We start from the raw sequence: 23,920 nt of genomic DNA on the forward strand, positions 1-23,920 counted from the left end.
CCGACAGACACGACCCGGATCCGTTCCATGAGCAAAAGCAAGAACCGCGTGCGCGCCGCGCTGGATGCGGCCGGCCTGACCGCCGAGATCATCGAGACCCCGCTGGCCCGGACCGCCGCCGACGCGGCCTCGGCGCTGGAGGTCGAGGTCGACCAGATCGCCAAATCCATCATCTTCCGCGCCGAGACCAGCGGCGAGGCGGTGCTTTTCCTGACCGCCGGCGGCAACCGGGTCGATACCGACCGCGCCGCGGCCCTGGCCGGAGAGCCGTTGGGCAAGGCCGATGCGGCGCTGGTGCGGGCGCAGACGGGCTTTGCCATCGGCGGCGTCTCCCCTGTCGGGCACCTCTCGCCGATCCGCGCCTGGATGGACCCGCGCCTGACCGCGTTCGACGTGGTCTGGGCCGCGGCCGGCACGCCGCATCATGTCTTCCCCGCCAGCCCGCAGGCGCTGCTGAAGCTGACCGGCGCGACGCTCGCGGAATTCACCGTGGCGTGAGCCGCCTTGGCCTCGAGTCGCCCCGTTTTGGGCTGCCTTCGGGCCATTTCTGCTGCGAAAACACCCGGCCGGGCCCCCTTAAACATCCGATTTTAATATTTAAAATCAAACGCCTGCGCGATTAATGTAAAAAACGTTCACATCCCCTCTTGCGGGATGGGTGGGGAATTCCGATCTTCTGTAATGTGAAAAGGCTTCACATTGACCCAAAAGACCGGAGAGACACCACGATGACACCCGCATATCCTCAAACCACCCCGGATACCCCGATGGGCTGGTTTTCCCGGGCCGAGGCCTGGCTCGACGCCAAGGGCAAGGGCGCATGGATCGCCTGCATGGTCCTGGGCTTCGTCTTCTTCTGGCCCGTCGGGCTCGCCATTCTGGCCTATATGATCTGGAGCAAGAAAATGTTCGGAAGCTGCCGTAAATCCCGCCGCATGGGCCGCCACGCACAGATGCGCGCCTACATGTCCGGATCTTCGGGCAACAGCGCCTTCGATGCCTACAAGGCCGACACGCTGGAACGCCTGGAGCGCGAACAAAGCGAATTCGAGGACTTCCTTCAGCGCCTGCGCGAAGCCAAGGACAAGGCCGAGTTCGACCAGTTCATGAACGACCGCGCCCGCGCCGCCGCCGAAAGCGACAGCGACGCCGGCGACAGCGGCTCCGAGCCGCGGGGCCAGGCCCCGGCCTGAGCCACCCGTACCGAAGCCTCGCCCCCGTCCGCCTCTCCGGCGCGGGGGCGCCAGGCCCCTTCCCCCGAACGCCGGCCGAGGCCGCGCGGACACCATATCCGGGCGACACCGGCGCCCCTTCCCGGAACTTTCGAATTTCCAGTCCCGTTTTCCTTCCGGATCACGGTATCCCCTGACACACCCCATCCATCCCAAGGACCAGAACCCCCGCGATGCACTTTCCCGACCCCGAGACTCAGCCCGATTTCTATACCGGCGTGCCGTCCAAGCGCCTTGTGGCCTGGTTCATCGACACGGTCCTGATCGCGGGCCTCGTGCTGATCGCCCTGCCCTTCACGGCCTTCACGGGGCTGTTCTTCCTGCCCTTCCTGTTCCTCGCGCTCAGCATGGCCTACCGCTTCGTGACCATCGCCGGGTCCTCGGCGACCTGGGGCATGCGTTTCGCGGGGATCGAGCTGCGCGACCAGTCCGGCGCACGGCTGGACACCACCGCGGCCTTCCTGCACTGCCTGGGCTACATCGTCTCGGTCTCGGTGCCGATCCTGCAGCTCGCCTCGATCGTGATGATGCTTGCCAGCTCGCGCGGACAGGGCCTGACCGATTCGCTGCTGGGCACCACCGCACTGAACCGCCGGGCGCATTTCTGACCCGCAGGGCGGCCCGGCGGCCCTGCCCAGTCAGCCCGGGCCGCCCGGCACCCGGTCCCGCCGGGGCCAAAGCGTCGCGCAATCTCGGCTTGGCGCGACCTGACGCCGGCGTTATCATCGCCTTCGCGTCACGTCAGGAGCCACATGCGACACACGCTTCCCATCGCGCCACAGTTCTATGTTACCGCGCCCCAGCCCTGCCCCTATCTTGAGGGCCGGATGGAGCGGAAGTTGTTTACCGCGTTGCAGGGCGAAGGGGCCGAACGTCTGAACAATTCCCTGTCGCAACAGGGCTTCAGACGGTCGCAAAACGTCCTCTACCGGCCCTCCTGCGCCGAATGCAACGCCTGCCTCTCGGCGCGGATCGATGTCTCGGCCTTCACGCCGTCGAAAAGCCAGGCCCGCACCGCCAGGCGCAACGGCCACCTGGTCCGCAAGGCGACCTCGCCCTGGGCGACCGAGGATCAGTACGCGCTGTTCCGCCGCTACCTCGATGCGCGGCATGCCGATGGCGGCATGGCGGACATGGATGTCTTCGAATTCGCAGCAATGGTCGAAGAAACGCCCATTCGTTCCCGGGTCATAGAATATGCCGATCCCGACCGCGACGAACTGGTCGGCGTCAGTCTGACCGACGTGCTCGAGGACGGGCTGAGCATGGTCTACAGCTTCTACACCCCCGACCGGCCGAAAGCCTCGCTGGGGACCTTCATGATCCTCGACCATATCGAGATCGCGCGCGAGGCGGGGCTGCCTTACGTCTACCTGGGCTACTGGGTGCCCGGCAGCCAGAAGATGGGCTACAAGGCCAAGTTCTCGGGGCTCGAGATCTACGTGGGCGGCGAATGGCAGAAGATGCGCGACCCGGCCGCCTTCTACCCCGAAACGCACCCGCTTTCGACCGATCCGATTGCCGAGCAGGTGGCCAATATCTCCCTCCCGGACCGGCGCCCGACGTCGAAATGAACCTCCGGGCGGTCGTGTCGCGCGGGGCTGTCCCGCCGCGTTCAGATGTCGCGGCCGCCGTGCGCGCGCCTTGACCGGAGCGACAGGCACCAGCCTCTGGGCGATCACCCTCGTGGTCCCGGATTACGACGCGGCCATCGCCTTCTACGTGGGCAAGCTGGGCTTTATCCTGGCCGAGGACATTGCCCAGCACTCCGAGAGCGGCCCAAAGCGCTGGGTCCGGATCGTGCCGCCGGGCGGCGGCTGCAGCCTTGTGCTGGGCCGCGCGGTCGGGGCCGGGCAACAGGCCGCGATCGGCAACCAGACCGGCGGCCGGGTCGGCTTTTTCCTGCAAACCGATGATTTCGAACGCGATCACGCCGCGATGCTGGCCAAAGGCGTGATCTTCGAGGAGGCCCCGCGCCGCGAACCCTATGGCATCGTGGCCGTCTGGCGCGACCCGTTCGGCAACCGGTGGGACCTGCTGGAGCGTTGGGACGCGCCCAACGGCTGAGCACCTCGGCCAGAGACGTGCGTGGTCAGCGCCGCCTGCAGGCGTCCCACTGAACGATCACGGGCATCGCTCGGGACCATCCCGCCGGACGGCACAACTTACATAGCCGATTCTATATATGTGGCGCTCCGGTCCGCCGTCCCCGCACCGCCGAGCGTTCCGGGGGCCTCGAAATCTTGCGCAGGATCTCGCAGACAGGGCCCGAAACCGGCTTGCGATCACCGCCCTCGGGTCCCGGTCCCCGCATGCGGCCAGCACTGTGACGACCGATCCGGAAGGGTAGTTTCGCGGGCAGTCTGTTCACCGTATGAATTGTTACAGGACATCGCGCCGCCCGGGGCAGATGCGGGGCAGGCATTGTAAACTCCGCCACATTTCAAGAGCATCGCGACATTATGCCGCCGCGCACAACTGATATCGGCGGCTTTTTGCCGAACCCGTCGCGCGACCGTGCCGCAGCGTCAGCCCCGCTTGGATCAACCAACGCGGGAATCGATTCACGAAATCTTCGCCGCCTGGCGCAGGGCGCCGCGTTCTCCGGCGTCCGGCCCGCCGCTGCCGCCGTAAAGGGCGACGCCACGCAACCCACGCAATTTCCTCAAATTCCCTGCCTCGGCTGTTGCATTCGGCACGGTTCTGAATACCAATGTCGACAGGGGGGGCAAGGTGCGCGACTGCACGCGTCCACCACAACAGACGATTAAAAAAACGTCCGACAGGAGGAGAGAAACACTCATGGAACGTCGCAAATTCCTGGCCGGTGCCGCACTGGCCGGCACCGGTACCGTACTCGCCGCGCCCATGGTCAACGCGCAGAATGCCAAGACCATGACAATCGTGTCGACCTGGCCGCGGGACTTCCCGGGCCTCGGCCTGTCCGCGCAGCGGCTCGCCGCCCGCATCACCGAAGTCTCCAATGGCGCGATCCAGACCGAATATTTCGCCGCCGGTGAGCGCGTCGGCGCTTTCGACAGCTTCGACGAAGTGGCCTCCGGCAACAGCCAGGCCTATATCGGCGCCGATTACTACTGGGTCGGCAAGCACCCCGCATATGCCTATTTCACCGCCGTGCCCTTCGGCATGACCACGGCCGAACAGAACGCCTGGGTCAAGTTCGGCGGCGGACAGGAGCTGTGGGATCAGCTGGGCGCGGAATTCGGTGTGAAGGGCCTTCTGGCCGGCAACACCGGCACGCAGGCCGGCGGCTGGTTCAACAAGGAAATCAACAGCCCCGACGACCTGCAGGGCCTGAAGATGCGGATCCCGGGCCTGGGCGGCAACGTGATGTCGAAGCTCGGCGCCTCGACCGTGTCCCTGCCCGGCGGCCAGATCTACGAAAACCTGGTGTCCGGCGCCATCGAGGCCACCGAGTGGGTCGGCCCCTACAACGACTACTTCATGAAGTTCTACGAGGCCGCGAAGTACTATTACACCGCCGGCATGCACGAGCCCGGCTCGGCGCTCGCGCTTGGCATGAACGCGGACTGGTGGGGTGGCCTGTCGGATTACGAGAAGGCCGTGATCACCGCCGCCTGCATGGAAGAGAACGCCGCGCAGTACGAAGAAACCGTCGCTCTCAACGGCGTCTACCTGCAGCGCCTGATCGACGAGCATGGCGTCGAGATCAAGTCGTTCAACGACGACGTCTGGGATGCCTTCGGTGAAGCGTCGGAAGAGGTGACCGAGGAAGTGCGCGAGCATTCCGAGATGGCCGCGACCATCAACGACAGCTACCAGGACTTCATCCGCAGCGCGGGCGGCATGATGGCGCAGTTCGAGGTTGCCTTCGTCAACCAGCGCAACCGCTACCTGGGCCTGACCGACTAAGTCTGACGTCACGACATAATGGCGGGAGCCGGTCCGCGAGGCCGGCTCCCAGCTTCCATTCCGAACACGCCGTCGTTAGCACTGCGTGATCGCGGCCTTATCCGGATCGCAGCCGGACCGCCAATCGCAACAAGAACAATTCAACGGGGGATCCTGTGAGTAGCCTTACTGATCCGGACGCCATTCAGCCATTCGGGCCACCCGCCCCGGTGGTGCGCTTCTTCGGCTGGGCCACGCTGTTCATGCTCGCCGCCTTCCTCATCAACAACATCCTGGTCTCCTGGTTCGGCTTTCCCGGCCTGGGCTCGCTGTCGCAGGGCGGCGCCGATCCCAGGGCCTTCGTGGTGATCGGGCTGTACCTGGCCGCGCTGATCCTGGCCGTGCTTTATGTCTGGAAGACCGGCAACGTCGCCCTGCGCTGGGACGCGCTGGCGATCACCGCCTTCAACGCCTACCTGATCCGGGCCTGTTTCTTCGCGGTACTCTTTGTCGGCATCGCCGATGCGGCCATCGCCTTCCTGCGGGTGGAGGGGCTGTTCACCGGCCTCGTCTCGGACAACATGGTCAGCGAATTCAACCGGGTGCAGTTCCTTGCGCCCTGGATCCACTTCCCGCTGATCATCCTGGCCTTCATCGTCGCCATCTTCACGCGCACGCTGGGCTTTCACTGGCTGGCGCTGATGATCGTCGCGGCCGAGCTGCTGATCGTCGTGTCGCGCTTCGTGTTCTCCTATGAACAGGCGCTGATGGGCGATCTGGTGCGCTACTGGTACGCCGCGCTGTTCCTGTTCGCCTCGGCCTACACACTGCTGGAAGAGGGCCACGTCCGCGTCGACGTGCTTTACGCCGGGTTCTCGCCGCGCCGGAAGGGCGCCGTCAATGCGATCGGCGTCATCCTCTTCGGCATGACCACCTGCTGGTGCGTGCTGATCATGGGCATGGGCTCGCCCCAGGCGATCATCAACGCGCCCGTCCGCAATTTCGAGATCTCCCAGGCCTCCACCGCCGGCATGTACGTGAAGTACCAGATGGCCGCCTTCCTCGGCGTCTTCGCGGTCACCATGCTGATCCAGTTCGTGGCCTACCTGTTCGAGGCCGTCGCCGACAAACGCGGCGAGCCCGGACACAAGGACCATCTCGGCGCATCGCCATCGTAGGACAACAGACCCATGGAACTCTTCTTTCTCGCCCTGCTGATCCTGATCATGGCAGCCGCGCTCGGTTCCGGCTTCCCGGTGGCCTTTGCCCTGCCCGGCGCCGCGATCATCACCATCACGCTGGCGGCCGTCTCGGGCCATTACTTCGCCGGCAACACCGATGCCTTCTTCCACTCCGGCGGACCGCAGCAATGGCTGACGGCGGGGGTGACCAACCTCCGAGGGGTCTACTGGGAGGTCGAGAGGGATACGCTGATCGCCATCCCGCTCTTCATCTTCATGGGCATCATGCTGCAGCGCTCGAAGATCGCCGAGGACCTTCTGGTCACCATGGCGCAGCTCTTCGGGCCGGTCCCGGGCGGCCTTGGCATCTCGGTCGTCTTCGTGGGCGCGCTGCTGGCGGCCACCACGGGCATCGTGGGCGCGACCGTCGTCGCCATGGGCCTGATCTCGCTGCCCGCCATGCTGCGCAACAACTACTCGCAGCCGCTGGCCACCGGCACCATCGCCGCCTCCGGCACGCTGGGGCAGATCATCCCGCCGTCGATCGTGCTGATCATCCTGGCCGACCAGCTGGCCTCGGCCACCGACCAGGCCTCGACCATGCGCAAGGCGCTGCACAAGGAAGCCACCGGAGAGCTGTCGATGCCGTCCGTCTTCGACGTGACCTCGACCTCGGCGGGAGAGATGTTCCTTGGGGCCTTTGTCCCCGGCATCGTGCTGGTGCTGATCTACATGGCCTTCATCCTGATCTTCGCGATCCTGCGGCCGAAACTGGCGCCGGCCGTGCCCTACACGGGCCATCGTGACGCCGCCTTCTGGGGCCAGGTCTTCCTCACGCTGGTGCCGCCGCTGGCGCTGATCTTCCTCGTGCTGGGCTCGATCATCGCGGGCATCGCAACCGTCAACCAGGCCGGTGCCATCGGTGCCGCCGGGGCGCTGATCATGGCCGGCTACCGCCTGCCCGACAAGGACACGCCCGGCCTCTTCATCCCGGCGCTCATTGGCGCCGTGGCGCTGGGGCTGATCGCCTTCGCGCTTTCGACCTACAACATGAACGTCAAGGCCGTGCTCTCGATGGGCACCGACATGACCGGCATCTGGATCGGCGCGCTGGCCACCGTGCTGCTGCTGATCTCGCTGATCTGGTCGGGCGCGCGCGTGCTGAAGATCGAGAACACCATGCACGAGGTGATGATCGAAACGGCGAAGACCACGTCTCTTGTCTTCATCATCCTCCTGGGCGCCGCGATGCTCACCGCCGCCTTCCGCGCCTTCGGGGGCGAGGAGCTGGTACGCGAGTTCCTCAACTCCCTCCCCGGCGGCTTCTGGAGCCAGTTCGTCATCGTCATGGCGGTGATCTTCATCCTCGGCTTCTTCCTCGACTTCATCGAGATCGCCGTGGTCGTGGTGCCGATCGTGGCGCCGATCCTGCTGGCCGACCCGCAGGCGAACATCACCGCCGTCTGGCTGGGCGTGATGATCGGTCTGAACATCCAGACCTCGTTCCTCACTCCACCCTTCGGCTTCGCGCTGTTCTACCTGCGCGGGGTGGCGCCACCAGAGGTCAAGACGACCTCGATCTACAAGGGCGTCATCGCCTTCATCGTCCTGCAGCTCGCCGCACTGGGCATCGTCGGCTACATGCCGTCGCTGGTGAACTACCTGCCGAACCGTGTCAGCCTGCTGTCGGAAACCGCGCCGCCGCCGCGCAATCCCAAACTGCAGCTGTGCCTTGAGGATTACGTCTGGGACAAGCTGCAACAACAGGAGGACGCCCTGCGCGGCGCGATCTCCCAGGCGCGCGGGCTGAACGTCGACGTGCTGCCGCGCCGCATGGCCGGCGACATCACCGAAGCCTTCGACGACGCGGAAACGGCAATCGACACCATGTCGGAAATCATCGCCGCCGAGGCAGCCGTGGACGCGGCGGCCCCGGACTTCCGTCCGCTGCTGACCGAGGTGCGCGGGATCCAGAAGCAGGTGCGCGACCGCCGCACCCATGCCGACGACCTGCTGCAACGGGCGCGTTACATGAACAACGAAAGCCAGGCAGAACGCCGCGCAGAGCTGGAGGCCGAGGCCGCCGAACTGCAGGCCGAAGCCGACGCGATCGAGGCGACGATCCCCGACGAATGGGCGGACGCCTATGCCACGTTCAACGCCCTGGTCCAGGCCGAGCAGCGCGCGCGCAACACCTATCGCCGCGCCGCAGACGGCTCGGTCGAGCCGGTGATGGAGCTGATGTCCGTGCTGGGCTCCAACGCCGCCTTCGCCGAGCTTGAAGACCGGCTGCGCGGCATGGAGGAGATCATCCTCAATGCGACGCCGGAAGAGGCCGAGGCCGCGCTCGACGGGCTTGGCAGCGCCTTCAACGACGTGCAGGGCGCAAGCGGCATCGCCTCCGCGCTGTCCTCGGCGCGGCGCGACATCAGCCGCGGGCGCACCGACGACGCGCTCGAGGAATGGCGCGAGGCGATCGAGGAATACGACGAGCAGGCCAGCTGGCGCGGCCCCGCCGCCGATGCGCTGGCCCCGGGCCTCGCCTCCTACCTCGACACGATCTCCGACACGATCGGCGCGCGTCAGCAGCCCGAGTTGAGCCGCGACCAGGCGCTTTACCTGGCCAGCTGCAATTCGCATCACCGCGACCTGTCGCTGAACTTCTGATCCCCGCCCCGGCCCGCTCCGGGCCGGGCGCGCACCGGACAGACCCCGAAACCGGGGCGGGCCTTCCCGCCCCGGTTTTCTTTTTTCCACGCCCGCCGAAGCATCGAAGGCCCGACTCCCCCGGGCACCCCATGCGCTGCGCCCCGCTCCCAGGGGCACAAAACCGGCCTTTCCGGGCCAGTCGATCCGCAATCTTCCGCCACGGCACCGCCACCAGCAACAAAATGTCGCGAAATACCCTGGTAAGGGTTACATTCTTCCGGCTTTTGCCGGTTGACGCCCCCGTCCCTGCCCCCTAATGTCCCCCGCAGCACGAAGAGGATGCTCCAATGAACACGCTAGTCGTAATCGTAGGATCAACGCGCATGGGCCGGTAAACGGTTTACCCAATCCACGACCCATGCGCCCCCGACATCCTCGGGGGCTTTTTTGTGCCGAAACGGGCGGTTTGCCCAAACGCTGTGTCGAGACCGGAGAGCACGACAATGACACAAGACATGACCGGAGCGAAAATGGTCGTCCAGGCCCTCAAGGACCAGGGTGTGGACACGGTATTCGGCTACCCCGGCGGCGCCGTGCTACCGATTTACGACGAGATCTTTCAGCAGAACGACATCCGCCACATCCTTGTCCGCCACGAGCAGGGCGCGGTCCACGCGGCCGAAGGCTATGCCCGCGCCACCGGCAAGCCGGGCGTGGCGCTTGTCACCTCCGGCCCCGGGGCGACCAACGCGGTCACCGGGCTGACCGACGCGCTGATGGATTCGATCCCGATCATTGTCCTGACCGGCCAGGTCCCGACCTTCATGATCGGCTCCGACGCCTTCCAGGAGGCCGACACCGTCGGCATCACCCGCCCCTGCACCAAGCACAACTGGCTGGTGAAAGAGACCGACCGCCTGGCGTCGACGATCCACGAGGCCTTCCATGTCGCCACCTCGGGCCGCCCCGGCCCGGTCCTGGTCGACATCCCCAAGGACGTGCAGTTCGCCAACGGCACCTATACCGGCCCGCGCCCCTCGGCCTCGCATTACCAGCCGCAGGTCAAGGGAGACATGGAGTCGATCACCGAACTGGCCGCCGCGATCGAGACGGCGAAACGCCCGGTGTTCTACACCGGCGGCGGTGTCATCAACTCGGGCCCCCATGCCTCCGCGCTCTTGCGCGAGCTGGTGGATGCGACCGGCTTCCCGATCACCTCCACGCTGATGGGGCTCGGCGCCTATCCCGCCTCGGGCAAGAACTGGCTTGGCATGCTGGGCATGCACGGTCTCTACGAGGCCAACATGGCGATGCATGACTGCGACCTGATGATCTGCATCGGCGCGCGGTTCGACGACCGGATCACCGGCCGCATCGACGCCTTCTCGCCCGGTTCGGTCAAGGCGCATATCGACATCGACCCGTCCTCGATCAACAAGGTTGTCAAGACCGACATCCCGATCGTCGGCGACGTGGCCCATGTGCTGGAAGACCTGCTGAAGGTCTGGAAATCGCGTGGCCGCAAGACCGAGGTCGAAGCCGTGCGCAAATGGCACGGCCGGGTCAACGAATGGCGCAAGGTCAATTGCCTCGCCTATGCGAGCAGCACCAAGACCATCAAACCGCAATATGCGCTGGAACGGCTCGAGGCCCTTACCAGGGACCACGACCGCTATATCACGACCGAGGTCGGCCAGCACCAGATGTGGGCCGCGCAGTTCCTCAACTTCGAGGATCCCAACCGCTGGATGACCTCCGGGGGCCTGGGCACCATGGGCTACGGCTTCCCGGCCTCCATCGGCGTGCAGATCGCCCATCCCGACGCGCTGGTCATCAACGTCGCGGGCGAGGCCTCCTGGCTGATGAACATGCAGGAGCTGGGCACCGCGGTGCAGTTCCGCGCGCCCGTGAAGCAGTTCATCCTGAACAACGAACGGCTCGGCATGGTCCGCCAGTGGCAGGAGCTTCTGCACGGCGAACGCTATTCCCACAGCTGGTCCGAGGCGCTGCCCGATTTCGTCAAGCTCGCCGAGGCCTTCGGCGCCAAGGGCATCATGTGCACCGATCCGGCCGACCTGGACGACGCGATCATGGAGATGATCAGGCACGACGGTCCGGTGGTCTTCGACTGCCTGGTGGAAAAGCACGAGAACTGCTTCCCCATGATCCCCTCGGGCAAGGCCCACAACGAGATGCTGCTGGGCGAGGCCGAGACCAAGGGCGTCATCGACAGCAAGGGCTCCGTGCTCGTCTGATCCCTCCGGCGGCGTCGTCTTCGCGGAGGACGCGCCGGATCACGCGAAATTCCCGGCCCCGGCGATACACCGCCGGGCCGTTCCATCCTTCAAGAGGCCGCCCATGTCCGCCCTACAGATCAAGAAAGGCTCCACGAGCCATTCCGCCTACAACCTGCGCCCGAATTTCTCGGACGTGCAGGAGCAGCACACGCTTGCCGTGCTGGTCGAAAACGAACCGGGCGTCCTGGCCCGCGTGATCGGCCTCTTCTCCGGGCGCGGCTACAACATCGAAAGCCTGACGGTGGCCGAGGTGGACCACACCGGGAAACTGTCGCGGATCACCATCGTCACCACCGGCACGCCGCAGGTGATCGAACAGATAAAGGCGCAGCTGGGCCGGATCGTCTCGGTCCGCGACGTGCATGACCTCACGGTCGAGGGCCGCTCGATCGAGCGCGAACTGGCCATGCTGAAGGTCCAGGGTACCGGCGAGAAACGCGTCGAAGCCCTTCGCATCGGCGAGATCTTCCGCGCCAACGTGGTCGACAGCACTCTGGGCAGCTTCGTCTTCGAAATCACCGGCGCGCCGGAAAAGATCGACGCCTTCGCCGATCTGATGCGACCGCTGGGCCTTGTGGAAATCGCCCGCACCGGCGTGGCCGCCCTGTCGCGCGGCGAACTGGCCGCCCAAGGGTGACCATGTCCCGGGGGCTCTGCCCCCGGACCCCCGGAGGTATTTTTCCAAGGTGAAGAAGGGGCGTGGCCGCTCCTGATCAGGGGGCGGCTAGTTTGGCCCACCTGCGGATCCGACATCTGCAAACAAGTCAAAAGAGGCAACTCTCGCGCTGCCCTCCTGTCTTCACCTTTGTCCAAATACCTCAAGACCGACACCGGCCAAAGTCGCGACATCGGCAAGTTGTGCGCAACCTGCTGCTTCTTCTTGGGAAAAATACTCCCCCGACATCGGACACAGGCACCAGGGCTCAGAGCGGCTCGATATCGCCTTCTGCCCGCGTCGCGTGGAATTCGGCCTGCCAGGCCTCGAAGCGCCCCGCCGAGATCGCCCCGCGCATCCCCTCCATGATCTCCTGGAAGTAATGCAGGTTGTGCCAGGTCAGCAACATCGACGAGATGATCTCCTGGCTGCGGAACACGTGGTGCAGGTAGGCGCGGGAATAATTCAGGCAGGCCGGGCAACTGCAGGCCTCGTCCAGGGGCCGCGGGTCGTCCATGTGCCGCGCGTTCTTGATGTTGAGCACACCACGCCGGGTGAACACCTGCCCCGTCCGTCCCGACCGGGACGGCAGCACGCAATCCATCATGTCGATCCCGCGCGCCACCGCGCCCACAATGTCATCCGGCTTGCCCACGCCCATCAGGTAGCGCGGCTTGTCCTGCGGCAGCATCTCCGGCGCATAATCCAGCACGCCGAACATCGCCTCCTGCCCCTCGCCCACGGCCAGCCCGCCGACGGCATAGCCATCGAAGCCGATCTTCGTCAGCGCCTCGGCACTTTCACCGCGCAGCTCCTCCGTCACCCCGCCCTGCTGGATGCCGAAGAGCGCATGCCCCGGCCGGTCGCCGAACGCCTCCCGCGACCGCGCGGCCCAGCGCATCGACATGCGCATGCTCTCGGCCACCACGTTTTCCTCCGCCGGCAGCGCCGGGCATTCGTCGAAACACATCACGATGTCCGAGCCCAGCAGCCGCTGGATCTCCATCGACCGTTCCGGCGTCAGCTCGTGCTTTGACCCGTCGATATGGCTCTTGAAGGTCACGCCCTGCTCGGTCAGCTTCCTGAGCCCCGCCAGGCTCATCACCTGGAAGCCCCCGGAATCCGTCAGGATCGGCCGCTCCCAGTTCATGAACCGGTGCAGCCCGCCCAGCCGGTCGATCCGCTCGGCCGTGGGGCGCAGCATCAGGTGATAGGTGTTGCCCAGCAGGATATCGGCGCCAGTGGCGCGCACGCTCTCGGGCAGCATCGCCTTGACCGTCGCCGCGGTGCCCACGGGCATGAAGGCCGGTGTCCTGATCTCGCCCCTGGGGGTCGTGATGGTGCCGGTGCGGGCGCGGCCGTCGGTGGCCGCGAGGGAGAAGGAAAAGGTGCTCATCCGCGCCCATTACCGCGCGGCCCGCGATTTGCAAAGCCCGCCGGTGGCCGCGGCGATCCTGCGCCCTGCCCGCTCCCCGGGCCATTCCTCGAAAAATTGCCTTTTCGGCCCAGTTCTTGCATCCCGAAGCCTCCCGGCCCAGTCTGTCAGGCAATAGCCTGATCGCAGCACTGGCCATCATCCCGATGGCGACGTATGACCCGCCCGACCGACATTGGAGCCAGATATGACGGATACCGCCCCTGACCCCACGCCCCTTACATTCGGATGGGAAGAGTGGGTCGCCCTGCCGGACCTCGGCCTGCCCGCGATCTCGGCCAAGGTGGACACCGGCGCGCGCACCTCTGCGCTCCACGCCTCCGATATCGAAACCTTCGGCCCCTCCTCGAAGCCCAAGGTCCGCTTCAACGTGCACCCGATCCCCGGCCATTACGAGCTGGCCATCACCTGCTCGGCCGAGATCGTCGACCGGCGCGAGGTGACCTCGTCCAACGGAGAGGCCGAGCTGCGCTATGTCGTGCGCACGCCGATCTCGGTCGCCGGCCAGACCTGGCCGGTCGAGATCACGCTGACCGACCGCTCGGGCATGGCCTCGCGCATGCTGCTGGGACGCCAGGCCCTGCAGGATCATATCTCAATCACCCCCACCGAACGGCACCTGCAGCCCCTGCTGGATTACGACGTCTACCATTCGTCGAAGATGCGCACGATCGCCCCCAACCGCGCCCTGCGCATCGCCGTGCTCAGCCGCGAGGCCAATTATTCCACCCGCCGGCTCGTGGAAGAGGGCGAGAAGCGCGGCCACACGGTGGAGGTCATCGACACCACGCGCTGCTACATGGCGATCAACCCGATGATGCCCGAGGTGCATTATGACGGCAAACGCCTGCCCCGCTACGACGCGGTGATCCCGCGCATCGGCGCCTCGATCACGCCCTACGGCACCGCCGTGGTGCGCCAGTTCGAGACGATCGGCACCTTCGTGGTCAACAATTCCGCCGGCATCTCGGCCAGCCGCGACAAGCTGCACGCGCACCAGATCCTCAGCCGCTACAAGATCGACATGCCGACCACGGCCTTCGCCGCCTCGCCCAAGGACACGTCCAACCTGATCGGGCTGGTCAGCTCGGCGCCGCTGATCATCAAGCTGCTGGAATCGACGCAGGGCAAGGGCGTGGTGCTGGCCGAAACCAAGAAGGCGGCCGAATCCGTGATCTCGGCCTTCCGGGGGCTGAAGGCGAACTTCCTCGTGCAGCAATTCGTCAAGGAAGCCGCGGGCGAGGATATCCGCTGCCTCGTGGTCGGCGGCAAGGTCGTGGCCTCGATGAAACGCACGGGGGCCGAGGGCGATTTCCGCTCCAACCTCCACCAGGGCGGCAGCGCCGCGTCGGTGCGCATCACCCGCACCGAACGCGACATGGCCGTCCGCGCCGCCCGCGCCTTCGGGCTGGGGCTGGCGGGCGTCGACCTGCTGCGCTCGGAAAACGGCCCCAAGGTGCTCGAGGTCAATTCCTCTCCGGGCCTCGAGGGCATCGAGACGGTCACGAAGAAAAACGTGGTCGAGAAGCTCTACGACGAGATCGAGGTCAACGTCCGCCCCCGCCCGGCCCGCCGCCGCAAGGGCGAATAGGCCGGTCCCGCGCCCGGCGCCTCCTTACCGGCGTCGGCCCCCCTGGCTGGCGTTGCGTCGGAGTATTTGGACAAAGGTGAAGACAGGGGCGGCGCCACCATGTCGCCCCTTCGGCCTGTTTGCAGATGTCGGATCCGCAGGCTGGCCAGACGGGCCGCCCCGTCCCCTTCCAAAACCACGCCCCTGTCTTCACCTTGGGAAAAATACCTCCGGGGGAGTCCGCCAGCGGCGGACGGGGGCAGCGCCCCCCTGCCACGCCTGCCCTCCCGCGCCGCCTTTTCCCTTGCCATGCCGCGCCCCGGAACCCAATTATTCGTAACCCCACCGCGACCGACGCAGGCCCGACATGACCGAAGACCAGATCGCCGACCTCGCCTCTTCCGGCCTCCTCTATCTCCTGGGCGCGATCCTCCTGATCCTCATTGTCGTGAAGGGCGTGAAGATCGTGCCCCAGTCCGAGAAATACGTCGTCGAACGCTTCGGCCGCCTCTCCGCCGTGCTGGGCCCCGGGATCAACATCATCGTGCCCTTCATCGACCATGTCGCGCACCGGATCTCGATCCTCGAACGCCAGCTTCCGGCGATGAGCCAGGATGCGATCACCGCCGACAACGTGCTGGTGCAGGTCGAAAGCTCGGTCTTTTTCCGCATCCTGCACCCCGAAAAGACCGTCTACCGGATCCGCGACGTGGACGAGGCGATCGCCACCACCGTCGCCGGCATCGTGCGCTCGGAAATCGGCCGGATGGAGCTGGACGAGGTGCAATCCAACCGCTCGCAGCTGACCGACACGATCAAGCAATCGCTGAAGGAGGCGGTGGATGACTGGGGGATCGAGGTCACCCGCGCCGAGCTGCTGGACGTGAACCTCGACGAGGCGACCCGCGCCGCGATGCTTCAGCAGCTCAACGCCGAACGCGCCCGCCGCGCCCTGGTGACCGAGGCCGAGGGCAAGCGCCGCGCGGTCGAGCTGCAGGCCGACGGCGAGCTTTACGCCGCCGAGCAGATCGCAAAGGCGCGCCGGATCCAGGCCGATGCCGAGGCCTATGCCACCGGCGTCGTCGCCCAGGCGATCAAGGACAACGGCATCGAGGCCGCGCAATACCAGGTCGCCCTGAAACAGGTCGAGGCGCTGACCGCGCTTGGCACCGGCGACGGCAAGCAGACCATCGTCCTGCCCGCCGCCGCGATCGAGGCCTTCTCGGATGCCTTCGGCCTGCTTGGCGGGCGAAAGGGGCCGTGATGCTGTCGATCTGGTGGGTCTGGGGTGCCGCGGCGCTGGTGCTGGCCATCCTCGAGGTGGTGGTGTCCGGCTTCGTCTTCCTGGGCTTTGCCATCGGCGCCTTCCTGGTGGCGATGCTGCTGCTGAACCTCGGGCTGGTGCTGTCGCTGCCGCTGTTGCTGCTGATCTTCGCCGCGCTCTCGCTGGTGGCCTGGCTGATCCTGCGCCAGCTTTTCGCCCTGCCGCGTGGCCAGGTCAAACGCTTCCACGACGACGTCAACGACTGATCCGTCACGCCGCGACCGCCCTGGCCCCGGCGCCGTTTCACACCCTGTTGCCGGCCAGACCGCCGGGCCGGATCATCCCGCAGGCCGCCCGTGCCCACGGCGGCGATCCGCGCCGCCCCCTCCGGCCGCCGGACGGGACCGCCCTGCCCTCCGCCAGCCCGGGCCGACACCCGCCGCCCCAGAGGCTTTTCCCTAATTTTCATTGATCCCACCCGGATACGGGCTAAACATCCCTTTGGGTCCGCAGCATCCCGCGCGGTCACCCCAGGGGAACAGACATCACATATGGCCGCACGCCACTCCACCCGCACCACGGGCCGCCCTCCGAGCGCGGAGCCCGGCCCGGCCGGCTCCCTCACCCGGCCTGCGCAGACATGACCCACCCCTTTCCTGCCGACGCCCCGAAGGACCACACCAGCCGCCTGCGCGCGCCCGGACGGCTCTCGGCGCTTGACGCCACCGACCTTCTCGACACCGCGCCCGAAGAGGTCTTTGACCGCGCCGTGCGCCTGGCCACCCGGATCACCGGCACCCCCGTGGGGCTGCTGTCGCTGGTCGATGGCCAACGCCAGTTCTTCAAGGCCCAGACCGGCCTGACCGGCGACGCCGCCCGCGACCGGGGCACCCCGCTGTCGCATTCCTTCTGCCAGTATGTCGTCACCGCCGACACGCCGCTGGCGGTGTCGGACGCGCGCGACCACAAGCTGCTGCGCGACAATCTCGCCGTCGAGGAGCTGGGCGTCGTCGCCTATCTCGGCGTGCCCGTGCACGGCCCCAGCGGCGAGACCCTGGGCTCGTTCTGCGCCATCGACGATTCGCCCCACGACTGGACCGAAGGCCAGGTCGAGGCGCTCAAGGACCTCTCCGCCATGCTGGAGACCGAGATCGCCATGCGCGAGATGCTGGCCGACCGCCAGATGCTGCTGCGCGAGATGAACCACCGCGTGAAGAACATCTTCTCCATCATCTCGGGCATCATCCGCCTGTCGCGCCGGCAGGAAAGCTCGCTCGACGATCTTGCCACGGCGCTGGAAAGCCGCGTCCAGGCCCTGGCCCAGGCGCATGAGCTGATCGTGCCGGTGGTGGTGGCCCATGAACAGGCCGGGCCGCAGATCTCGCTGCAGAAGCTGATCGCCACGCTGCTTGAGCCGCACCTGGACCGCGAGATCGAGCGGGTGACGATCGACGGTCCGAACCTGATCCTGGGCCAGAAGGCGGTGACCTACCTGGCCCTGGTCTTCCACGAGCTGGCCACCAACGCCGCCAAGTACGGCGCCCTGTCGGATACCGAGGGCCGGCTGACGGTGTCCTGGCACACCGCGGGCGACCGTATCGTGATCGACTGGCTGGAAGAGGGCATCACGCCCCCCTCCGATCCGTCGGGCAGCAATTCCTCGCCCTCGGGCCACGGCTTCGGCACCGAGCTTCTGCAGATCTCGGTCGAACGCCAGCTCGACGGGACGCTGGACACCAGATACGCCGACCGGTCCCTGTCGCGCCGGATCTCGCTGCCCGAAGCCAGCCTGCGGGTGTGACCGGTGGCGGTGGGGTGTAACCCCACCCTACGGGGCCCGCCGGCGAGGCCGCGCCTGAGAGCCCGTAATCGTGTGGACGGCATGACGGGGGCACGGGGCGCGCGTGACCCGTAACAGGCCCCGGGTCCGGGTGGCGGCCTGACCGCGCCCGGGTTTTGTACAAAACGGACAATCCGCCCCCCGGCCCCGGTACAAAACCGACCATCCCTTGGGCACGCCGTCCCTTTACGCTCACCGCCGATTTCCTATATGTTCAGTCAGGAACCCCGGAAGAGGATAATCATGACCCACTCGCCCGAACCGATGGAAGGCACGCCGCTGATCCCTCCGTCAAGCACCGATCACCCGCTCTACGAGCAGATCGTCGATGCTTGCCGGACGGTCTACGACCCTGAAATCCCGGTCAACATCTACGAGTTGGGCCTGATCTATACCATTGATATTTCTCCGGAAAACGAGGTGAAGATCCTCATGACCCTGACCGCCCCGGGCTGCCCGGTGGCCGGCGACATGCCCGGATGGGTGGCCGATGCGGTCGAACCCATCGGCGGGGTCAAGCAGGTGGATGTCGACCTGACGTGGGAACCGCCCTGGGGCATGGAGATGATGTCCGACGAGGCGCGCCTCGAACTTGGCTTCATGTAGGTCAGCGACCCTTATCCACAGGAAAAAACGCCAGCGTTTCAAATCTGTTACGCGGCCGTCACCGCCACGTCATCCGCAGCGCCTAGCTCTCGGCCAGCACTTGCGGCAGGTGCGCTCCGGCCCCGTCCGGACCCGCGCCGCGCCTCTGGTTCCGGGCCATCCCAGCTGTCCCCTCGGCGCAATTCGGGCCCGTTCTGGGCCGCCCGGCACGTGAACCGGGCGGCCATTTTCCCTGACGACCCGTTCTGCCCGCCCCCTGCGCCCCGAATCCTGCCTCCGGTGCTTGAGCCGATCCGACCAAGCCCCTACATTGCCTGCAAAGGAGCATGTTCAGATGTTTTCAATACCCGGCAAACAGGCGGTCACGATCACGCCGCGCGCCGCTGCCCAGATCCGCAAGCTGATGGAATCCGGCGACAAGACCGGGTTGCGCATCGGTGTGAAGAAGGGCGGCTGCGCCGGCATGGAATACACGATGGAGTATGTGGCCGAAACCGACCCCCACGATGAGGTGGTGGAACAGGAAGGCGCCCGCGTGATGATCGCGCCCATGGCGCAGATGTTCCTCTTCGGCACAGAAATCGACTACGAGGTCTCGCTGCTCGAGGCCGGCTTCAGGTTCAACAACCCGAACGTGACCGAAGCCTGCGGCTGCGGCGAATCCATCAAGTTCGCCGACATGTAACGCCCCGGGCGCGGCCCCCGCGCCCGTCGTGCTACGCTCGCGGGGTGGGGCCAGGCCTCACCGCACCTGGCCGCATAGAGCTGCCCCCGACATGCACGCCGATCGGCCTCGATCCCTGCCGTTTCCCACCTGAACCACGCCGCGGTCCCTTCCGGGTTTGTCTCGCCCCTGCGCGGGTGCTACCCATGCGGCATATAAACGAATTCAGCCAACGGATTGGGGGCAGCGATGCGGCGGAAACTGGCAGCAGGAAACTGGAAGATGAACGGAACCGGCGCGGCCCTGGCCGAGCTGGCGGCACTGGCCGAACGGCCCGCCCCCACCTGCGAGGTGCTGATCTGCCCGCCCGCGACCCTGATCGCCCGGGCCGCCGTCAGCGCCGGCGGAACCGTCGCCCTTGGCGGCCAGGATTGCCATTTTGCCACCTCCGGCGCCCATACCGGCGACGTCTCGGCCGAGATGCTGGCCGATGCCGGCGCCACCTATGCCATCCTGGGCCATTCCGAACGCCGCGCCGATCACGGTGAAACCGATGCCATCGTGAAATCCAAGGCCGAGGCGGCCATCGCCGCGGGCCTGACCGCCATCGTCTGCGTCGGCGAGGATCTCGACCAGCGCGAAGCCGGCAGCACCATCGACGTCATCACCGCCCAGCTCGCAGGCTCCCTCCCCGAAGGCGCCACGGGAGAGACCCTTGTGATCGCCTATGAGCCGGTCTGGGCGATCGGCACCGGTCTGACGCCCACGACCGACCAGATCGCCGAAGTCCATGCCGCGCTCCGGTCCGAACTCACCGGCCACCTCGGCGCCCAGATCGCTGGCGCGATCCGCCTGCTCTACGGCGGGTCGGTGAAACCCTCCAACGCGGCCGAGATCTTCGCCGTGGCGGATGTCGACGGCGCGCTGGTCGGTGGCGCCAGCCTCAAGGCCTCGGATTTCGGCGGCATCATCGACGCGCTCGACGCCGCCTGACAGCCCACCCTCGGCCAGTGGTGACGACATGGCCCAGGGTGGCATATCCTTGTCAGGGCGCGTTCAGGGGTGAGGCGGGTCAGACGTCGGTCCAGTGGACCGACGTCCCGCCGAACGTTGCCCCTGAACCGTGTCTCAGCGGACACCCCGGCACCGGCAAAGGGCACACCGCCCGCAGCAAGGCGTCGCCTCTCCCTCCCGCAATAATCAGCAATGCGCGGCAGCGCACCGCTGGATCACGCCTCCGCCAAAGGCAAAAGGTTGCGAAAGGGTTAAACCGCCCCCGCAACCCCTTGTTTTTCCAATACCCGGGGGGAGTCCCACGCGTGGGACACCCCCCCCGGGCCGCATTCAGTTCGTGATGATCTCCGGCCCCATCAGGGCCGTCGGCAGGAAGGTCGAGATCCAGGGCACGTAGGTCACCAGGATCAGGAAGACGAACAGCACCGCGAGGAACGGCAGCGCCGCCTTCACCACCCGCATCATCGGCATCCCCGCCACGCCCGAGGTCACGAACAGGTTCAGGCCCACGGGCGGCGTGATCATCCCGATTTCCATGTTCACCACCATGATGATGCCCAGGTGGATCGGGTCGATCCCCAGCTCGATGGCGATCGGAAAGACCAGCGGCGCCACGATCACCAGAAGCCCCGAAGGCTCCATGAACTGCCCGCCGATCAGCAGGATCACGTTCACGATCACCAGGAACATCACCGGCCCCAGCCCGGCCGCCAGCATGGCGCTCGCGATCTGCTGCGGGATCTGCTCGTCGGTCAGAACATGCTTCAGGATCAGCGCGTTGGCGATGATGAACATCAGCGTGATCGTCAGCTTGCCCGCCTCGAACAGCGTCTTCTTCGTGTCCGGATGCACCAGCGCCGTCACCAGCGCCCAGGGTTTTTCCAGCAGCGTGTGATTGCGCTCGCCCTCCGGCGTCGCCAGCGGCCCCATGTCGCGGTAGACGAAGACCGCCACCAGGAAGGCATAGACCGAGGCCACGGCGGCGGCTTCCGTCGGCGTGAAGATCGCGCCGGTGATGCCGGGAATGCCATAAATGCCCACCATGATGATCACGATCAGCATCAGGCCCCAGAAGGCATCCTTGAACGCGGCCCAGATCTCGCCCCAGCCGTGCCACTCGCCCTTGGGCATGCCCTTGATCCCGGCCATGATGTAGATGGTGATCATCAGCATGACACCGGCCATGATGCCCGGGATGACCCCGGCCAGGAACATCCGCCCCACCGACACATCGGTGGCCGAGGCATAGACCACCATCACGATCGACGGCGGGATCAGGATGCCCAGGGTGCCCGCGTTGGCGATGACCCCGGCGGCGAAATCCTTGGTATAGCCCGCCTGCCGCATCGCCGCGATCACGATCGACCCGATCGCCACCACCGTCGCAGGCGACGACCCCGACAGGGCCGCGAAGAGCATGCAGGCGAAGACCCCGGCAATCGCCAGCCCGCCGCGCAGGTGGCCGACGCAGGCAATGGAAAACCGGATGATCCGCTTGGCCACGCCCCCCGTCGACATGAAGGACGACGCCAGGATGAAGAACGGGATCGCCAGCAGCGTGTAATGCCCGGCCATCGCCTGGTAGAAGCTCTGCGCGATCGAGGCCAGCGAGGTGTCCGAAAACGCCAGCAGGAACAGGATCGACGACAGGCCCAGCGACACGGCGATCGGCACCCCGATCAGCATCAGCCCGATGACGAGGGCGAAGAGAAGTGCGACATCCATGGGATCAGTCTCCGCGGTTCATGGCGGCGACATCCTCGACCGCGTCTTCGGCTTCGTGGCTGACGATCAGGCTGGCGCGGCTGCCGTTCAGCACGCCGATCCCGGCCTGGATGAACCGGTAGAGCAGCAGCGCCGTCCCGAAGGGCAGCACCGCGTAGGGGATCACCCGGGGCAGCTTGTCATAGGTGTCGCCGTAGTTGATCGCCTCCTCCAGCCAGCGGAAGATGCCCAGCATCGGCACCTGATCGGTGGTATAGAAGGCCCGGTCGCGCACCCCTTCGGTGAAGCCCATCGGGAACCAGCGCCCTTCCGTCGGCTGCAGCGCCGCGAAGGGGGCCCAGTAATCCCAGGCGCCCTTGAACAGCAGCAGCCCGTAGACGATGCAGACCGCCGCGGAGATCAGCGCGACGGTCCGGCGCGGCCCCGCCGGCATCATGTTGGTGATAGCGTCCACGCCCAGATGCGCGGTGATCTTGACGCAATAACTCACGCCCAGGATCACCAGCCAGGCAAAGAGGATCAGCGTGACCTCCAGCCCCCAGATGAACGAGGAATTGAAGCCGTAGCGCAGCACCACGTTTATGAAGGTGACCAGCGTCATCAGCCCCAGGATCAGGGCGATCAGCGTCTCCTCGAGCGTGTTGATCGCCCGGGCCAGCCCGGACCGCGGTTTATAGGTCTGCCCGCTCATGGGTCCCCTCCCTCACGATGCGCGCCGGACCGACCCGGGCCCGGCGCCAAAAACGATACGACCGGCGGGCCCCCGCCCGCCGGCCGGACCCCGATCACATCGAGGCGTTGATCTCTTGCGCGGCGGCGATGTTGTCGGCGCCCACGTCGCCTTCGAACTGCTCCCAGACCGGCTTCATCGCGTCGACCCAGGCCTGGCGCTGCTCGGGTGTCAGTTCGCGGATCACGGCGCCGGTATCCAGGATCGCCTGGCGGGCTTCCATGTCGACCTGGCCCACCGCGGCGTTCCGCTCGGCGGTCACCTCCTGCAGGATGGTCAGGAACTGATCGCGCACCTCCGGGTCGAGACTGTCGAGCCAGTCGACCGAGGTCACCACCAGATAGTCGAGCACGCCGTGGTTGGTCTCGGTCGTGCCGTCCTGCACTTCAAAGAATTTCTGGCCATAGATGTTGGACCAGGTGTTCTCCTGCCCGTCGACGACGCCCTGCTGCAGCGCACCGTAGACTTCCGAGAAGGCCATCGGCTGCGGCGAGGCATCCAGCGCTTCCATCTGCGCCACCAGCACGTCCGACGGCTGCACCCGGAACTTGAGGCCCGCGGCATCGGTGGGCTCGATCAGCGGCTTGTTGGCCGAAAACTGCTTCATCCCGTTGTGCCAGAACTCCAGCCCCTGCAGGCCGCGGCGGGTCATCGAATCCTTCATCGCCTCGCCGGTGTCCGAGGCCTGGAAGGCGTCGACCGCGTCGATGTTCTTGAACATGAACGGCAGGTCGAAGATGCGGAAGACCTTGGTGAAGGTCTCGAATTTCGACAGCGAGGGCGCGGCCAGCTGCACGTCGCCCTGCAGCATCGCCTCCAGCACCTGGTCGTCGTTGTAAAGCGTGGAGTTCGGATAGACCTCCATGCACATGGTGCCGTTCATCTCGTCATTGACACGTTCTTGCAGCAGCGAGGCCGCGATGCCCTTGGGATGGCGGTCGGTGTTGGTGACATGGGCGAACTTGACGACGATCTCGCCGTCCTCGCAGGCCGCGATGGCCGAGTTGGCGGTAAAGCACAGCGCCAGGGCTGCGGTGGCTTTCAGGAACGTCTTCATGGGTCTCCTCCCGGGTGAATGTCCGATCTCGGCGCGGAATGCCGCGCGCTGATCCCGCATCATGCAAAGCCGCAATGCACTGACAACAAAACTTGATTAACCGGTCTCTCGGCCACCTTAACCTTTTG

General features: G+C 66.2%; 22 protein-coding genes. 17 read left to right on the plus strand and 5 right to left on the minus strand.

Annotated features, from left to right (window positions below; genetic code table 11):
* The first annotated feature begins 27 nt into the window (after positions 1–27).
* From ATO3_RS04055 to ATO3_RS04075, 5 genes are all read left to right on the plus strand, one after another.
* Positions 28–498: a YbaK/EbsC family protein gene (locus ATO3_RS04055; RefSeq protein WP_088648727.1), complete on the plus strand. Its 471-nt coding sequence runs from the start codon at positions 28–30 to the stop codon at positions 496–498.
* Between the two features lie 269 nt (positions 499–767).
* Positions 768–1,193 carry a DUF2852 domain-containing protein gene (locus ATO3_RS04060; RefSeq protein WP_233152018.1) on the plus strand — a complete coding sequence of 142 codons (426 nt, stop codon included), beginning with the start codon at positions 768–770 and terminating at the stop codon, positions 1,191–1,193.
* Between the two features lie 212 nt (positions 1,194–1,405).
* On the plus strand, positions 1,406–1,840 hold the full coding sequence (locus ATO3_RS04065; RefSeq protein ID WP_088648488.1) for an RDD family protein: 435 nt from the start codon (positions 1,406–1,408) through the stop codon (positions 1,838–1,840).
* A gap of 144 nt (positions 1,841–1,984) precedes the next feature.
* Positions 1,985–2,806 carry an arginyltransferase gene (locus tag ATO3_RS04070; RefSeq protein WP_088648489.1) on the plus strand — a complete coding sequence of 274 codons (822 nt, stop codon included), beginning with the start codon at positions 1,985–1,987 and terminating at the stop codon, positions 2,804–2,806.
* Between the two features lie 70 nt (positions 2,807–2,876).
* Entirely contained in the window at positions 2,877–3,299 is a 423-nt protein-coding gene (locus tag ATO3_RS04075) for a VOC family protein (RefSeq protein WP_088648490.1), read from the plus strand.
* A 497-nt stretch (positions 3,300–3,796) separates the two neighbouring features.
* Here ATO3_RS04075 and ATO3_RS28420 read toward each other — a convergent pair whose 3' ends face one another.
* A complete protein-coding gene (locus ATO3_RS28420) occupies positions 3,797–4,036 on the minus strand; it encodes a hypothetical protein (protein WP_143747220.1) in 240 nt (79 codons plus the stop codon).
* On the opposite strand from ATO3_RS28420, the gene ATO3_RS04080 reads away from it, so the two are divergent.
* The 5 genes from ATO3_RS04080 (at position 4,035) to ilvN (ending at position 11,869) form a co-directional block, all read left to right on the plus strand.
* Positions 4,035–5,126 (plus strand): TRAP transporter substrate-binding protein, encoded by a 1,092-nt coding sequence (locus ATO3_RS04080; protein WP_088648491.1) that lies wholly within the window; start codon positions 4,035–4,037, stop codon positions 5,124–5,126. The genes ATO3_RS28420 and ATO3_RS04080 overlap by 2 nt on opposite strands.
* Positions 5,127–5,281: 155 nt before the next feature.
* Positions 5,282–6,283 carry a TRAP transporter small permease subunit gene (locus ATO3_RS04085; protein ID WP_233152019.1) on the plus strand — a complete coding sequence of 334 codons (1,002 nt, stop codon included), beginning with the start codon at positions 5,282–5,284 and terminating at the stop codon, positions 6,281–6,283.
* 12 nt (positions 6,284–6,295) lie between these two features.
* The gene (locus ATO3_RS04090) at positions 6,296–8,953 is read left to right on the plus strand and encodes a TRAP transporter large permease (RefSeq protein ID WP_088648492.1); all 2,658 of its coding nucleotides are present in this window, start codon (positions 6,296–6,298) and stop codon (positions 8,951–8,953) included.
* Between the two features lie 485 nt (positions 8,954–9,438).
* Positions 9,439–11,190, plus strand: a complete 1,752-nt coding sequence (locus ATO3_RS04095; protein ID WP_088648493.1) for an acetolactate synthase 3 large subunit — start codon at positions 9,439–9,441, stop codon at positions 11,188–11,190.
* A gap of 103 nt (positions 11,191–11,293) precedes the next feature.
* Positions 11,294–11,869 (plus strand): acetolactate synthase small subunit, encoded by a 576-nt coding sequence (ilvN, locus tag ATO3_RS04100; RefSeq protein WP_088648494.1) that lies wholly within the window; start codon positions 11,294–11,296, stop codon positions 11,867–11,869.
* A 286-nt stretch (positions 11,870–12,155) separates the two neighbouring features.
* Here ilvN and tgt read toward each other — a convergent pair whose 3' ends face one another.
* Positions 12,156–13,283 (minus strand): tRNA guanosine(34) transglycosylase Tgt, encoded by a 1,128-nt coding sequence (tgt, locus tag ATO3_RS04105; protein WP_088648495.1) that lies wholly within the window; start codon positions 13,281–13,283, stop codon positions 12,156–12,158.
* A gap of 226 nt (positions 13,284–13,509) precedes the next feature.
* On the opposite strand from tgt, the gene rimK reads away from it, so the two are divergent.
* The 7 genes from rimK to tpiA all read left to right on the plus strand — a co-directional run bounded on the left by rimK (position 13,510) and on the right by tpiA (position 20,259).
* Entirely contained in the window at positions 13,510–14,913 is a 1,404-nt protein-coding gene (rimK, locus tag ATO3_RS04110; RefSeq protein WP_088648496.1) for a 30S ribosomal protein S6--L-glutamate ligase, read from the plus strand.
* Between the two features lie 346 nt (positions 14,914–15,259).
* A complete protein-coding gene (locus ATO3_RS04115) occupies positions 15,260–16,156 on the plus strand; it encodes an SPFH domain-containing protein (protein ID WP_088648497.1) in 897 nt (298 codons plus the stop codon).
* Positions 16,156–16,422 (plus strand): NfeD family protein, encoded by a 267-nt coding sequence (locus tag ATO3_RS04120; RefSeq protein ID WP_088648498.1) that lies wholly within the window; start codon positions 16,156–16,158, stop codon positions 16,420–16,422. Before ATO3_RS04115 ends, ATO3_RS04120 begins: the two co-directional genes overlap by 1 nt.
* A gap of 374 nt (positions 16,423–16,796) precedes the next feature.
* On the plus strand, positions 16,797–17,957 hold the full coding sequence (locus tag ATO3_RS04125; RefSeq protein ID WP_088648499.1) for an HWE histidine kinase domain-containing protein: 1,161 nt from the start codon (positions 16,797–16,799) through the stop codon (positions 17,955–17,957).
* A gap of 282 nt (positions 17,958–18,239) precedes the next feature.
* Complete coding sequence (locus tag ATO3_RS04130) at positions 18,240–18,602, plus strand: SUF system Fe-S cluster assembly protein (RefSeq protein ID WP_088648500.1); 363 nt, start codon at positions 18,240–18,242, stop codon at positions 18,600–18,602.
* Between the two features lie 334 nt (positions 18,603–18,936).
* Entirely contained in the window at positions 18,937–19,287 is a 351-nt protein-coding gene (locus tag ATO3_RS04135; protein ID WP_088648501.1) for a HesB/IscA family protein, read from the plus strand.
* Positions 19,288–19,515: 228 nt separating this feature from the next.
* Positions 19,516–20,259: a triose-phosphate isomerase gene (tpiA, locus tag ATO3_RS04140; RefSeq protein ID WP_088648502.1), complete on the plus strand. Its 744-nt coding sequence runs from the start codon at positions 19,516–19,518 to the stop codon at positions 20,257–20,259.
* 351 nt (positions 20,260–20,610) lie between these two features.
* Here tpiA and ATO3_RS04145 read toward each other — a convergent pair whose 3' ends face one another.
* The 3 genes from ATO3_RS04145 to ATO3_RS04155 all read right to left on the minus strand — a co-directional run bounded on the left by ATO3_RS04145 (position 20,611) and on the right by ATO3_RS04155 (position 23,792).
* The gene (locus ATO3_RS04145; protein WP_088648503.1) at positions 20,611–22,005 is read right to left on the minus strand and encodes a TRAP transporter large permease; all 1,395 of its coding nucleotides are present in this window, start codon (positions 22,003–22,005) and stop codon (positions 20,611–20,613) included.
* A 4-nt stretch (positions 22,006–22,009) separates the two neighbouring features.
* Positions 22,010–22,696, minus strand: a complete 687-nt coding sequence (locus ATO3_RS04150) for a TRAP transporter small permease (protein WP_088648504.1) — start codon at positions 22,694–22,696, stop codon at positions 22,010–22,012.
* A 94-nt stretch (positions 22,697–22,790) separates the two neighbouring features.
* Positions 22,791–23,792, minus strand: a complete 1,002-nt coding sequence (locus ATO3_RS04155) for a DctP family TRAP transporter solute-binding subunit (protein WP_088648505.1) — start codon at positions 23,790–23,792, stop codon at positions 22,791–22,793.
* Between the last annotated feature and the right edge of the window lie 128 nt (positions 23,793–23,920).

The organism is Marinibacterium profundimaris, from assembly GCF_002210095.1.
In the GTDB taxonomy this organism is placed as follows: domain Bacteria; phylum Pseudomonadota; class Alphaproteobacteria; order Rhodobacterales; family Rhodobacteraceae; genus Marinibacterium; species Marinibacterium profundimaris.